Here is a 13,986-nt window from a genome sequence, read left to right as displayed (position 1 = left end):
ACACAATGAGTCATTCGCAAAACAAGCAACTGCAGGACGCATACATCGTCGCCGCGAGCCGCACGCCCATCGGCCGAGCGCCGCGCGGCGTGTTTCGCAATACGCGCCCGGACGAACTGCTCGTCCACGCGATGAAATCGGCCGTCGCACAAGTGCCGGGGCTCGACGTCAATGTGATCGAAGACGCGATCGTCGGCTGCGCGATTCCCGAAGCGGAGCAGGGCCTGAACGTCGCGCGCATGGGCGCGCTGCTCGCCGGGCTGCCGAAGACGGTCGGCGGCGTGACGGTGAACCGCTTCTGCGCGTCCGGCCTCACGGCGCTCGCGATGGCGGCGGACCGCATCCGCGTGGGCGAAGCCGATGCGATCATCGCGGCCGGCTGCGAGTCGATGAGCATGGTGCCGATGATGGGCAACAAGCCGTCGCTGTCGCCGCACATCTTCGAGCGCAGCGAAGACATCGGCATCGCATACGGCATGGGTTTGACCGCCGAGCGCGTGGCCGAGCGCTGGAAAGTGAGCCGCGAGGCGCAGGACGCGTTCGCGGTGGAATCGCATCGCAAGGCGCTTGCCGCGCAGCAATCGGGCGAATTCGCCGATGAAATCGCCGCTTATACGCTCAACGAGCGCTTTCCGGATCTCGCGTCGGGCGAAGTGCGCGTGAACGCGCGCGAGATCGCATTCGATGAAGGCCCGCGCGCCGATACGTCGTTCGAAGCGCTCGCGAAGCTGCGTCCCGTGTTCGCGAACAAGGGTTCGGTGACGGCGGGCAATAGCTCGCAGACGTCCGACGGCGCCGGCGCGCTGATCGTGGTGTCGGAGAAGATTCTCAAGCAGTTCAACCTGACGCCGCTCGCGCGCTTCGTGAGCTTCGCGGTGCGCGGCGTGCCGCCGGAAATCATGGGCATCGGGCCGAAGGAAGCGATTCCCGCGGCGCTCAAGAACGCCGGGTTGAGGCAGGACGACCTCGACTGGATCGAACTGAACGAAGCGTTCGCGGCGCAATCGCTCGCGGTCATCAACGATCTGGGCCTCGACACGTCGAAGCTCAATCCGCTCGGCGGGGCGATCGCGCTCGGGCATCCGCTCGGCGCGACGGGCGCGATCCGTTCGGCGACGGTCGTGCACGGCCTGCGCCGCCGCAACCTGAAGTACGGCATGGTGACGATGTGCGTCGGCACCGGCATGGGCGCGGCGGGCATCATCGAGCGCGTTTGACGCGGTCATCACCAGGAGACAGCGCATGGATATTCTCATCGAACGCGCAGAGGGCGTGCTGGCGATCGTGCTCAACCGCGCCGACAAGAAGAACGCGATCACGGCGGCGATGTATCAGGAAATGGCCGACGGCCTCTTCGAAGCCGAGAAGGACCCGACCGTTCGCGCGGTACTTTTGCGCGGCAACGGCGGCGCGTTCAGCGCGGGCAACGATCTGGACGATTTCCTGAACAACCCGCCGGAGGATCTCGATGCGCCCGTCTTCCAGTTTCTGCGGCGGTTGAGCGGCATGCCCAAGCCCGTCGTGGCGGCGGTGGCGGGCGTGGCCGTCGGCATCGGCACGACGATGCTTCTGCACTGCGATCTCGTCTACGCCGCGCGCGACGCGAAGTTCTCGCTGCCGTTCGTGCAACTCGGGCTGTGTCCCGAGGCGGCGTCGAGCCTGCTGCTGCCGCGCATCGCGGGGTATCAGCGCGCAGCCGAAAAGCTCTTGCTGGGCGAGGCGTTCGATGTGAACGAGGCGATCGGCATGGGCTTTGTCAACGGTGCGCTCGACGCCGCCGAAGTCGATGCGTACGCGTTCGAGCGCGCGCGAAGGCTCGCGGCGCTGCCGGCTTCGTCGCTCAGAACGACGAAAGCGCTGATGAAAGGCGCGCACGGCGACGAAGTGGCCGCGCGAATGGAGGAAGAGGCGGCGCATTTCTCGCGGATGCTCGTCGCGCCCGAGGCACGCGAGGCGTTCCAGGCGTTTTTTGAAAAGCGCAGGCCGAATTTCGGGAGGTTCGAATGAATCCGCTCAGGCTATGCCTTCGCATGACCGCCGCGACGCTCCTCGTTGCGACCGCGCCCGCGTGGGCCGACTCATCTGCCTGCATGAAGAACGCAGCGACGCAGATAGCGATGGACGAATGCGCGGGCCGCGATCTGAAAGCCGCCGACCAGACGCTGAACGACACCTACCGCACGCTGCTCGGCAAAGTCAGCAAGGATGGCGCCGAGCAACTGCGCAAGGCGCAACGGTCGTGGCTCGCGTGGCGCGACGCGCAATGCGAGTTCGACACGATGGCGACGCGCGGCGGCAGCATCCATTCGATGGAATACGCGATGTGCGTCGAAAAGCTCACCGAAGCGCAGACGGCGCATCTGCAAGCGCAGCTTCATTGCAAGGAAGGAGACGTGTCGTGCGGCGGTCAGTGAGCGCACGCGGTCACGCGGTCATTTGACCTCGTACTCGACGAAGCCGCCCTCGCGCGCGAAGCTCACGAGCCGCAATCCGGCCTGCTTTGCGATCGCGATGGCAAGCGATGTCGGCGCGGAAATCGTCGCGACCATCGGCACGCCGACGCGCGCCGACTTGCGCACGAGCTCATAGCTCGCGCGGCTCGACAGAAACACGAAGCCCTGCGTCGTGTCCACGCGTTGCAGCACGAGCTGTCCGATGAGCTTGTCGAGCGCGTTGTGCCGGCCCACGTCCTCGAACGCGTAGCGGATCGCGCCGTGTTCGTCGCACCATGCGGCGGCGTGCAGTCCGCCGGTGAGCTTCGTCAACCGCTGATGCGCCGGCAATTCACGCGCCGCCCGCGCGATCGCGTCGGGCGCGAGGCGCGTCAGAAAGCCCGTATTCGGCACGCGCTCGGGTTGCAGATCCAGCAAGTCGATGCTTTCGATCCCGCACACGCCGCAGCCGGTCCGCCCGGCAAGCGCGCGCCGCTTGTCCTTGAGCGACGCAAATGCCTGCTGCACCACCTGCAGATGCACTTCGGCGTGCGGCAGGGCGATTCCATCGTCGCGGTGATAGACCTCGATGTCGTGAATGTCGCTGCCTCGCGCGACGATGCCCTCGGTCAACGAGAAGCCCACCGCGAAGGCTTCGAGATCGCGCGGGGTGCACATCATCACCGCGTGAGAGATGCCGTTGTACACCAGCGCGACCGGCCATTCCTGGCCGACGTTGTCAGCCGCGACGGCGCTTTCGCCCAGCCGATGCCTTCGCACCTGCCGCTCGACGTAGCCCGGCTGGTCTTCGGTTTCGAGTTGATCCACTTCTGATGCTCCGTTGCTCCGTTGCTCCGTTGTTGCGCCACTGCGGACGTGCGCAAACTTCCGGGTACATGGCTTGCTAAATGCGCTTGCTGTCGGGACGCTGCAAGATGGTGCGCTGCGTCTCTCACTGCACGGTTCCAGCCCAATACCAAGCCCTACAATAACTGAAGCGGGCGATGCGCGCCGCGCGCGCCCCAATCCAACGAGGCTATCGCCATGGGACTTTACGACGCCGCGCGTCTTTTCGGGTTCGAGGTCGAATCCTCGGACAATCTGCGCTTCATTCCGCTTGCGGTGCGCTTCAATCTCGATCGCTTCGGCATGCGAATCACGCTCGATCAATGGCAGATGCTGCCGTATGACGACCGCGCGCTGCTCGCGCGCTTCCCCGTCGAGGACGAAGTGGAAGTGGAGAAAAACTTCGACCTCGCGCTCGAAGAGATGATGAAAACGCACGCGAACGCCGCGCCGGAGAAGATCGAGCGCGACGCCGATCCGGTCTGGAATCACGCCGACGCGGTGCCGGAAACCGTCATTCGTCAGAGCAGTCTTGCGGGCGTGAGTCCGCCGAGCCTGTCGCACTGGGCCGCGCTCGACCGTTTCCAGCGCTATGCGCTCGCGAAGCTGTCGCGCAATACCGACAAGCAGAATCACGACTTCGCGCCCGCGATGCGGGAGTTCGGCCTCGCCGAGTAGCCGCGCCCGAGTCCCGAGCGCGAAATTTGCGCCGCGCCGCTAAAGCCGGCGCAAAACCTGCCGTTATCCACGTTATCCATTAATCGCGGTGTGAGCTTCGCGCTCGCGCCGCGCTTTTGCGTGGGCGCGCGCACTTGACGCGCGAGCGCCCGCGCTCAAAGGAACAAAGGGACCGGCTTGCCGCTCATGACTCGTTTCTTTTCCAGGCGTTTGCTCGTCAATATCGCCGTCGTGCTGGCCGCGCTCGGCGCGAACGCCTTCGTCGCTTGCGAGCGGATCGCCGACCTGCGCGAGAGCGATGCGCGCACGGTCCGCTCGATGGGCCTCCTGCGCGACCTTGCGGCGTATCGCGGCGAGATCGGCGAGGCGCTGACTCGATTGAGCCGCTTCGAGGCGACGGGCATCGCCGAACCGGCTGCCGAGCGCGACGCGCGCGAAAAGCATCTCGACGCGCTCGAAAGCGGCCTGCGCGCGCAGACGGCGATGGAGCCGGGCATGGCCGACGCCTTCGATGCGCTCGCCGCGCGCGCCGCCGCCATGCGCAGCGACGCCGGTCTCGCGGACGAGCGCGCGCGCCGCGCAAGCGCCGACGAATCGCGCGCCTGGGCCGACACCGCGTTCGTGCTGCTGAGCGGAGACCTCCAGGCGGTCGACGAACAGCTCGGCGATGTACGCGCGCGCATCGATACCGCGACGATCGCCGCGCTCGAGCGTTCCGCGCGCGGCTCGGGCGGCGCGATGCTGCTGCTCGCGATCACGATGCTTCTCGGCAGCGGCGCGCTCATCACGCTCTTCGTGACCCACGAGCGCGCGGCGCGCGAAAAGCTCGGCGTCGTGCGTGCGAAGCAGCGCAGCAACGAGCGCTTTCGCAGCATGTTCGAGGCGCATCCGGTGCCGATGTGGATCGTCGATCGCGACACCATGCGTTTCATCGCCGTCAATCCGGCCGCCACCGCCCACTACGGCTATTCGCAAGACGAGTTCATGCAGATGACGCTGCGCGAGCTCCACGTCGCCGACGACTTCGACCGCTTCGCCGCGCGGCTTGCGCGCAGCGCGGCCGAAACCGGGAACAACGGCGGCAACGGTGATAGCGGCGAGCGCGCCGCGCGCGGGCAGAGTTCGAGCGGCGTATGGCGTTACCGGCATCGCGACGGCTCGACGAGCAGCGCCGACGTCTCGCATCACACGCTCGGGTATTCGGGCCGTCCGGGGCTTTTCATGCTCGCTCACGACGTGACCGACCGCATCAACGCGGAAGCCGAGGCGCGCCGCTCCAACGAGATGCTGGAGACGGTCATCGACAACATTCCGCAGCGCGTGTTCTGGAAGGACCGCGAATCGCGCTATCTCGGCTGCAACAACGCGTTCGCCCGCGACGCCGGCCTCGCGTACAACGAGCAGATCGTCGGCAAGACGGACTTCGACCTGCCGTGGAGCGCCGCCGCCGACGTAGTGCGCGCCGACGACCGCGAAGTGATCGACACGACGGTGCCGAAAATGCACTTCGAACGTGACGTGCTCGTGGGCGACACGCTGCATACGGTGGTGACGAGCATGCTGCCGCTCATGGACGGCGAAGGGCAGACCATCGGCGTGCTGGGTTCGTATCAGGACGTGACCGCGCGCAAGCGCGCCGAACTCGCGCTGCGTCTGCAAAGCCGCGCGCTCGACGCGAGCGTGAACGCGATTCTGATCACCGGCGCGGTCAACGGCGCGAACGTGATCGAGTACGCGAACCCGGCGTTCAAGCGCATCACGGGCTACGAGCCGAAGGAAGTCATCGGCCGTGACTGCCGTTTCCTGCACGGTCCTGACGGCGATCAGGAAGGACTCACGTCGATTCGCCGCGCGCTCGCCGGGAACGCCGAGGCGAGCGTCGTGCTGCGCAACTATCGCAAGGACGGGGCGCTTTTCTGGAACCAGTTGTTCGTCGCGCCGGTGCCGAACGCGCAGGGCCATACGACGCATCACATCGGCATCATCAACGACGTGACCGACCTGATGAACTATCAGGAACAGCTCGAATACCAGGCGAATTACGACACGCTCACGCAATTGCCGAACCGCAATCTGCTGCGCGACCGTCTTCAGCATGCGATCGAGCAGGCGCGCCGGCGCGAGAGCCGCATCGCGGTCGTGTTCATGGACCTCGACGGTTTCAAGAACGTCAACGACAGTCTCGGCCACAGCGTCGGCGACAGGCTGCTCGCGGTAATCGGCGAGCGGCTCGCGCGCTCGGCGCGAACGAGCGATACGGTGGCGCGTCACGGCGGCGACGAGTTCGTGTTCGTGCTGCCCGATCTCGAAGACGAGGCGGCGCTCATCGCGTGGATGGAGCGCACGCGCGCGGCGATCTCCGAACCCGTATGGCTCGACGAAACAGAGCTGTATGTGGGCTGCAGCATGGGCGCGAGTCTCTATCCGCAAGACGGCGACGACGCCGAGACCGTGCTGAAGAAAGCCGACCTCGCGATGTATCGCGCGAAGGACATGGGGCGCAACACGTACCAGCTCTATCAGCCGGAAATGAACGCGAGCGTCGGGGCGCGCATGGATCTGGAGCGGCGTCTGCGGCGCGGGCTGCGCGAGGGCGAGTTCCTGCTCCATTACCAGCCGCAAGTGGACATGGCGACGGGCGCGATCGTCGGCATCGAGGCGCTCGTGCGATGGCGCGATCCCGAGCAGGGACTCGTGTCGCCGGCCGCGTTCATTCCCGTCGCGGAGGAAAGCGGGCTGATCGGGCCGCTTTCGGAATGGGTGCTGCGCGAGGCGTGCCGTCAGAACAAGGCATGGCAGGACGCGGGGCTGCCGCCCGCGCGCGTGTCCGTGAACCTGTCGGCGCGGCATTTCCAGCAGCGCGATATCGCCACGCTCGTGACTTCCGTGCTGGAGGAAACCGGGCTGGAACCGCGTTATCTGGAATTGGAACTGACCGAAAGCGCGATCATGCGCAACGCGGACAACGCGGCGATGATGCTCTCCGAGCTATCGGCGCTCGGCATCGGCATTGCCATCGACGACTTCGGCACCGGCTATTCGAGCCTGTCGTATCTGAAGCGCTTTCCGGTGCATCGGCTGAAGATCGACCGCTCGTTCGTCGCGGATATCGGCTCGTCCGGCGACGACGAAACCATCACCTCCGCGATCATCGCGCTCGCGCATTCGCTGGAATTGCAGGTGATCGCGGAAGGCGTCGAGACGTCCGCGCAGCACGACTTCCTGCGCGAGCGCGACTGCGACGAAATGCAGGGCTATCTCTTCTCGCGCCCGATGCCGCACGACGAGATTCCCGGCTTGCTGCGGCAGGGCGTGCTCGCCAACTGAGCGAACGCGCGCGCTCAGTCGAGCGACGGCAGCGCGCGCGGGCGGCGGTCGTGATCGGTGGCGACGTAGGTAAGCGTCGCCTCCGTCACCTTGACGACTTCCTCCGCGAGACTCATGCGCTGCGCGAACACTTCGACATAGACGGTGATCGACGTATTGCCCGTCTTCACGATGTCCGTATAGAAACTCAGCAAGTCGCCGACGAACACCGGGTTCTTGAACAGGAACGAATTGACCGCGACGGTCGCGACGCGTCCGTTCGCGCGGCGGCTCGCCGGAATGGAGCCGGCGATATCCACCTGCGCCATGATCCAGCCGCCGAAGACGTCGCCATGCATGTTGGCGTCGGCGGGCTGCGGCACGACACGCAGGGCAACGGGTTTCTGCGGGAGCTTGGATTCTTGCGGCATGGGAGGCGTCCGGTTGATGTCGTCGTTCGTTGAGGAAGGCGGCTGCGAGCGCAGCCCTGAACCTTCTGCGACAATGCTTATGTAGAGGGTAAGCCCCTTCGCGCAATCGCGCCGCGGCTTGCGGCAAATTGTACGGGAAGCACGCGCCGGCGTGCGCCCGCCCCACACGAGCACAAGGCGTCCCCACGCCGCGCAAAAGGGCACGTCCGCGCGAGGCGCCTCACTCATTCGAACTCATGCGCCGCTATTCAAACACCGAGCCGGGCCCCGTCGCCCAGGGCCCGCGCAACGACTGGCAGACGATCCGCTCGCTGCTGCCTTACCTCACTACATACAAATGGCGCGTCGCGTTCGCGCTCACTTGCCTGATCGGCGCGAAGGTCGCGAATCTCGGCGTGCCGATCGTGATGAAGCGCATCGTCGATGGTCTCGCTTCCGTGCAGCATCTCACCGCGCTCGGGCGCGCGCAGGGAGCGCCGGGCATCGTGCTGATCGGCGGAATCGGGCTGCTCGTGATGGCTTATGCGGGCGTGAGGCTTTCCACTTCGCTTTTCACCGAACTGCGCGAGCTGCTGTTCGCGAAGGTGACGGAAAGCGCCGTGCGGCAACTCGCGCTGAAGGTGTTTCGCCATCTGCATTCGCTGTCGCTGCGGTTTCATCTCGACCGGCAAACGGGCGGCATGTCGCGCGACATCGAACGCGGCACGCGCGGCATCCAGCAACTCGTTTCCTATTCGCTCTACAGCATCTTGCCGACGCTCGTCGAAGTCGGGCTCGTGCTCGCGTTCTTCGTGACGAAGTACGAGGCGTATTACGCGATCGTCACGTTCGTCGCGCTGTGCACGTACATCGTGTTCACGGTGAAGGTGACGGAGTGGCGCACGCACTATCGCCGCACGATGAACGAACTCGATTCGAAGGCGAACTCGCGCGCCATCGATTCGCTGCTCAACTACGAGACCGTGAAGTACTTCGGCAACGAGGAATGGGAAACGCGCCGTTACGACGAAAACCTGCAACGTTATCGCGCAGCTGCGATCAAGTCGCAGCGTTCGCTTTCGATGCTCAACTTCGGGCAGCAGACGATCATCGGCGTGGGACTCGTCTTCATTCTCTGGCGCGCGACGCAGGGCGTGATGGCGGGGCGGCTCACGCTCGGCGATCTCGTTCTCATCAACACGTTCATGCTCCAGCTCTACATTCCGCTCAACTTTCTCGGCGTGGTGTATCGCGAGCTGAAGCAGGCGCTGACCGACATGGACCGCATGTTCACGCTGCTCGGCGCGGGCCGCGAAGTGCCCGATGCGCCGAATGCGCAGCCGCTCGCCGTGACAGGCGGCGAAGTGCGCTTCGAGAACGTGAGCTTCTCGTATGAAGCGGCGCGGCAAATTCTGCATGGCGTCGATTTCACGATCGCCGCCGGGACGACGACAGCGGTCGTCGGGCATAGCGGCTCGGGCAAGTCCACGCTCGGACGGCTGCTCTTTCGCTTCTACGATCTGGACCGCGCGACAGGCGGGCGCATCGTCATCGACGGGCAGGATATTCGCGGCGTGACGCAGGATTCGCTGCGCGCGTCCATCGGCATCGTGCCGCAGGACACGGTGCTCTTCAACGATTCGATCTACTACAACATCGCGTATGGAAGGCCGTCCGCGAGCCGCGACGAAGTGATCGCGGCGGCGCGCGCGGCGCACATCCACGATTTCATCGAGGCGCTGCCGGCCGGTTACGACACGGCCGTCGGCGAACGCGGGCTGAAGCTGTCGGGCGGCGAGAAACAGCGCGTGGCGATCGCGCGCACGTTGCTCAAGAACCCGCCCATTCTCATCTTCGACGAAGCCACATCCGCGCTCGATTCGAAATCCGAACGCGCGATTCAGCGCGAACTCGATTCCATCGCACGCGATCGAACGACGCTCATCATCGCGCACCGGCTCTCGACCGTCGTGCATGCGCAGCAGATCATCGTGATGGATCATGGCCGCGTGGTCGAGCGCGGAACGCATGCGCAACTGCTGCAGGCCGGCGGGCTATTTGCGCAGATGTGGGCGTTGCAGCAGCAGCGCGCCGTCGAGCCGGATGCGGGCCGAGCACAGGAAGTCGATCGGCGCGATGCGGCGCGCGTCTGAGGCGCGGCTGGTCCACGAAACGCGCGGCGCGATCGTCGATTTGCGCCGCTTCATGGATTCGTCGCCGGGCGTGAGCGTCACTGACGCCGCGCCGCATCACATCATCGCGTGCGCGCCGTTGATCGCAATGTCATCGCGCTCCTGAGCCGCCGTGGCCGACCACGGCAGCCACTGCGCACGCAGTGCGAACAGCGCGCCGAACGCGCACGTCGCGAGCACGCCGAAGGTCGCGAAACCCATCTGGTAACTGCCGGTGCTTTCCTTGGCGATCCCCATGATGACCGGCAGATAGAAGCCGCCGATACCGCCCGCCGCACCGACGACGCCCGATAGCAGCCCCGTCTTGCCTTTCCAGCGATGCGGATCGAGCTGGAACGTCTCATGCCAATCGCATCCAGGTTTACGCCGACGCGACGCGCGCCAACAGCCACGCGACTTCGGGCGCCAGCAACCGCGTGCAAGCGCCGTGAAGGCATCGCACCGTACGCGTGCGGCGTGCTTGCGCATGGTGCGCTGCGCCTTGGCGCGGACCATCGAGCCTTTAAAATGCGGCTTCACGTATCCGCACGGCCGAGGCGCGCATTCAGCATGGAACTCAAATGGCTCGAAGACTTCGTCTCGCTCGCGGAAACGCGCAGCTTCAGCCGCTCGGCGGAGCTTCGGCATATCACGCAGCCGGCGTTTTCGCGACGCATCCAGGCGCTCGAAGCGTGGCTCGGCACCGAGCTTATCGATCGTTCCGTGTATCCGACGCGGCTCACGCAAGCGGGGCAGGTGTTCTACGAGCAGGCGCTTGCGATGCTCTCGCAGTTCCACGAAGCGCGCACGCTGTTGCGCGGGCAGGGCGGCGCGCCGGCCGCGACCATCGAGTTCGCCGTCCCGCACACGCTTTCGCTCACGTACTTTCCGCGCTGGCTCGAACATATCGAGGCGCGGCTCGGGCGCATCCGCACGCGCCTGCGCGCGCTCAACGTGCATGACGCGGTGCTCTCGCTCGTCGAAGGCGGCTGCGATCTCGTGATGGGCTATCACCATCCGAGTCATCCGGTGGCGCTCGATCCGGCGCGCTACGACATGCTCACGCTCGGCGTCGAGCCGATCAGCCCGTTCTCCGCGCCGAACAAGGCGGGCCGCGCGCGCTACACGCTGCCCGCCACCGCCGATGCGCCCGTGCCGTATCTGTCGTACACGCCGAACGCGTATCTCGGCCGCATGACGGAAGTCATCATCGCGACCGCGCCCGCGCGCCCGTATCTCGACAAGGTCTATGAGACGGACATGGCCGAAGGTCTCAAGGCGATGGCGCTCGCGGGGCACGGCGTCGCCTTTCTGCCGCATAGCGCGGTGGAAGACGCCGTCGACGAAGGACGGCTCGTGCGGCTGGATCGCGGAACGCGCGGCACGCCCGCCGGTCAGTTCACGCTGACGATGGAAATACGGCTGTATCGCGACAAGCTCGCGTCCCAAGGCGACGACCCGCGCCAGGCGCTCGTTCGCGCGCTGTGGGATGCAGTCGGTGAAGAACTGTTGCGCGCGATGCCGCAAACGCCCGCCCCGTAAGGCGTTGCAACGTTATGCACGAAACGCATGATCGGATAAGGAAACGGCATTGGATTTGAAAACGCCGTTTTTCGACAATTGACGCATTCCACAAACCGCTGGAGCATCAATGTCCTCTCCGAAGCTTGACCATGCCATTCCCTCGTATCTGCACGCCGATGATCTCGGCCCGTGGGGCAACTATCTCCGGCAGGTCGATCGCGTCGCGCCTTATCTCGGCCCGCTCTCCCGCTGGCTCGAAACGCTCAAGCGTCCGAAGCGCATTCTGATCGTCGATTGCCCGATCGAACTGGACAACGGCACGGTCGCGCACTTCGAAGGCTATCGTGTGCAGCACAACACGTCCCGCGGTCCCGGCAAAGGCGGCGTGCGGTATCACCAGGACGTGACGCTCTCCGAAGTCATGGCGCTTTCCGCGTGGATGTCGGTGAAGAACGCGGCGGTGAACGTGCCTTACGGCGGCGCAAAAGGCGGCATTCGCGTCGATCCGCGCACGCTGTCGCGCGGCGAACTGGAGCGCCTGACACGCCGTTATACGAGCGAGATCGGCATCATCATCGGGCCGAACACCGACATTCCCGCGCCGGACGTGAACACGAACGAGCAGATCATGGCGTGGATGATGGACACCTACTCCATGAATCAGGGGCAGACGGCGACCGGCGTCGTGACCGGCAAGCCTATCTCGCTCGGCGGATCGCTCGGGCGCAAGGAAGCGACCGGGCGCGGCGTGTTCGTCGTCGGCACGGAAGCGGCGCGGCGCGTCGGGCTGGAGATCGAAGGCGCGCGCATCGCGGTGCAGGGCTTCGGCAATGTCGGCGGCATCGCGGCGCGGCTCTTCCAGGAAGCGGGCGCGCGCGTGATCGCCGTGCAGGATCACACGGGCACGCTGTATAACTCGAAGGGCATCGATACGCTCGCGCTCGCCGAGCACGTCGCGCAGAACGGCGGCGTCGGCGGCTTCGCGGGCGCGGACCCGGTCTCGAAGGACGAGTTCTGGACCATCGAAAGCGACATCCTGATTCCGGCGGCGCTCGAAGGCCAGATCACCGAGCAGAATGCGCCGAAGATCAAGACGAAGATCGTCGTGGAAGGCGCGAACGGTCCGACCACCACGGCGGCGGACGACATCCTTCACGACAAGGGCATCCTCGTGATTCCGGACGTCGTGGCGAACGCGGGCGGCGTGACCGTCTCGTACTTCGAATGGGTGCAGGACTTCTCCAGCTTCTTCTGGACCGAAGACGAGATCAACCAGCGCCTCGAGCGCGTGATGCGCGAAGCGTTCACCGCCGTGTGGCAAGTCGCGAGCGAGCAACAGGTATCGGTGCGCACCGCCGCGTTCATCGTGGCGTGCACGCGCATTCTCATGGCGCGCGAAATGCGCGGCCTGTATCCCTGATTCGCGCGAAGGCGCGAAGGTGCAACCGGCGCGCGGCGCGGCTTTCGGGCCGCGTCATCGGCGTTGAACGAAGCGGGCGACATTCGAGGAATGTCGCCCGCTTTTTGTCAAAAATCGCGTAATATGCGCGCCTGCGCGGAGTTGCACTCGGTTGCACCGAAGCGTCTCGAAAATAAGACGCCCTGCGGTTAACAATCATTCTTTCAGAATAATTACCCTGCTAAACTTGGCCCGTTTTCGCCACAGGAGATCGAACACATGAAGGTTAAAAAGGCTGCGCTGCTCGTCGCCGCGCTCGGAGTTTTCGCCACCGGCGCCTACGCTCAGGACGCAGGCACGCTCAAGAAGATCAAGGACACGGGTGTCATCTCGCTGGGGCATCGCGAATCGTCCATTCCGTTTTCGTACTATGACGACAAGCAGAACGTCGTCGGCTATTCGCACGAATTCGCGCTGAAGGTCGTGGACGCGGTCAAGCAGAAGCTCAACATGCCGGACCTGAAGGTGAAGCTCACGCCGATCACCTCGCAGAACCGCATTCCGCTCGTGCAGAACGGCACGGTGGACATCGAGTGCGGCTCGACCACGAACAACGCCGAGCGCCAGCAGCAAGCCGCCTTCTCGGACACGATTTTCGTGATCGGCACGCGCCTCATGACCAAGAAGGATTCGGGCGTGAAGGACTGGGCGGACCTGAAGGGCAAGACGGTCGTGACCACGGCCGGCACCACGTCCGAGCGCCTGCTTCGCAAGATGAATCAGGACAAGAACATGGGCATGAACATCATCAGCGCGAAGGACCACGGCGAGTCGTTCCTGACGCTGTCGACCGGCCGCGCCGTCGCGTTCATGATGGACGATGCGCTGCTCGCCGGCGAGCGCGCGAAGTCGAACAATCCGGGCGATTTCGTGATCGTCGGCACGCCGCAGTCGCATGAAGCCTACGGCTGCATGATTCGCAAGAACGATCCGGAATTCAAGAAGGTCGTCGACGACGCGATCGCCAAGGTCGAAACGTCGGGCGAAGCGGACAAGATCTACAAGAAGTGGTTCGAAAGCCCGATCCCGCCGAAGGGCCTCAACCTCAACTTCCCGGAAAGTGACGACATGAAGGCTCTCTTCAAGAGCCCGAATGACAAGGCAATCGACTAACCGGTTCGGCAACGAACGAACGAGACGGAAGGAGCCTTGCTTCTTCC

The 13,986-nt window shown here is 65.0% G+C and carries 11 protein-coding genes and 1 pseudogene; 9 read left to right on the top strand and 3 right to left on the bottom strand.

The features are described from left to right. Positions 1-5 precede the first annotated feature (5 nt). Genes LDZ27_RS12870 through LDZ27_RS12860 form a run of 3 tightly spaced genes read left to right on the top strand, consistent with a single transcriptional unit; the run spans position 6 to position 2,414 of the window. The gene (locus tag LDZ27_RS12870; RefSeq protein ID WP_244814453.1) at positions 6-1,217 is read left to right on the top strand and encodes an acetyl-CoA C-acyltransferase; all 1,212 of its coding nucleotides are present in this window, start codon (positions 6-8) and stop codon (positions 1,215-1,217) included. A 25-nt stretch (positions 1,218-1,242) separates the two neighbouring features. After that, the gene (locus tag LDZ27_RS12865) at positions 1,243-2,007 is read left to right on the top strand and encodes an enoyl-CoA hydratase (RefSeq protein ID WP_244814452.1); all 765 of its coding nucleotides are present in this window, start codon (positions 1,243-1,245) and stop codon (positions 2,005-2,007) included. Then, a complete protein-coding gene (locus LDZ27_RS12860; RefSeq protein ID WP_244814451.1) occupies positions 2,004-2,414 on the top strand; it encodes a lysozyme inhibitor LprI family protein in 411 nt (136 codons plus the stop codon). The genes LDZ27_RS12865 and LDZ27_RS12860 overlap by 4 nt, the downstream gene beginning before the upstream one ends. 18 nt (positions 2,415-2,432) lie before the next feature. Here LDZ27_RS12860 and fdhD read toward each other — a convergent pair whose 3' ends face one another. Then, positions 2,433-3,260 carry a formate dehydrogenase accessory sulfurtransferase FdhD gene (gene fdhD / locus LDZ27_RS12855; RefSeq protein WP_244814450.1) on the bottom strand — a complete coding sequence of 276 codons (828 nt, stop codon included), beginning with the start codon at positions 3,258-3,260 and terminating at the stop codon, positions 2,433-2,435. Between the two features lie 216 nt (positions 3,261-3,476). On the opposite strand from fdhD, the gene LDZ27_RS12850 reads away from it, so the two are divergent. Both LDZ27_RS12850 and LDZ27_RS12845 read left to right on the top strand, forming a co-directional pair. Then, a complete protein-coding gene (locus tag LDZ27_RS12850) occupies positions 3,477-3,956 on the top strand; it encodes a nitrate reductase associated protein (protein WP_244814449.1) in 480 nt (159 codons plus the stop codon). A 186-nt stretch (positions 3,957-4,142) separates the two neighbouring features. Further along, positions 4,143-7,283, top strand: a complete 3,141-nt coding sequence (locus tag LDZ27_RS12845) for an EAL domain-containing protein (protein ID WP_244814448.1) — start codon at positions 4,143-4,145, stop codon at positions 7,281-7,283. 14 nt (positions 7,284-7,297) lie between these two features. Here LDZ27_RS12845 and LDZ27_RS12840 read toward each other — a convergent pair whose 3' ends face one another. Next, the gene (locus tag LDZ27_RS12840) at positions 7,298-7,693 is read right to left on the bottom strand and encodes an acyl-CoA thioesterase (RefSeq protein ID WP_244814447.1); all 396 of its coding nucleotides are present in this window, start codon (positions 7,691-7,693) and stop codon (positions 7,298-7,300) included. 236 nt (positions 7,694-7,929) lie between these two features. Here LDZ27_RS12840 and LDZ27_RS12835 point away from each other — a divergent pair, with 236 nt between their 5' ends. Then, entirely contained in the window at positions 7,930-9,825 is a 1,896-nt protein-coding gene (locus LDZ27_RS12835) for an ABC transporter ATP-binding protein/permease (protein WP_244814446.1), read from the top strand. A 96-nt stretch (positions 9,826-9,921) separates the two neighbouring features. Here the strand turns inward: LDZ27_RS12835 and LDZ27_RS12830 are convergent. Beyond that, positions 9,922-10,203 (bottom strand): annotated as a pseudogene (locus tag LDZ27_RS12830) (MFS transporter); the annotation flags it as partial. A gap of 210 nt (positions 10,204-10,413) precedes the next feature. Between LDZ27_RS12830 and LDZ27_RS12825 the strand changes: the two are divergent. The 3 genes from LDZ27_RS12825 to LDZ27_RS12815 all read left to right on the top strand — a co-directional run bounded on the left by LDZ27_RS12825 (position 10,414) and on the right by LDZ27_RS12815 (position 13,939). Next, a complete protein-coding gene (locus tag LDZ27_RS12825) occupies positions 10,414-11,385 on the top strand; it encodes a LysR substrate-binding domain-containing protein (protein WP_244814445.1) in 972 nt (323 codons plus the stop codon). 109 nt (positions 11,386-11,494) lie between these two features. Next, positions 11,495-12,787: a Glu/Leu/Phe/Val dehydrogenase gene (locus tag LDZ27_RS12820; protein WP_244814444.1), complete on the top strand. Its 1,293-nt coding sequence runs from the start codon at positions 11,495-11,497 to the stop codon at positions 12,785-12,787. A gap of 258 nt (positions 12,788-13,045) precedes the next feature. After that, on the top strand, positions 13,046-13,939 hold the full coding sequence (locus LDZ27_RS12815; RefSeq protein ID WP_244814443.1) for a glutamate/aspartate ABC transporter substrate-binding protein: 894 nt from the start codon (positions 13,046-13,048) through the stop codon (positions 13,937-13,939). The last annotated feature ends 47 nt before the right edge of the window (positions 13,940-13,986 follow it).

The organism is Caballeronia sp. Lep1P3 (assembly GCF_022879595.1).
Lineage (GTDB): Bacteria > Pseudomonadota > Gammaproteobacteria > Burkholderiales > Burkholderiaceae > Caballeronia.
Note: the sequence above shows the minus strand (reverse complement) of the source record. Positions and strands in the feature narration are given on the sequence as shown.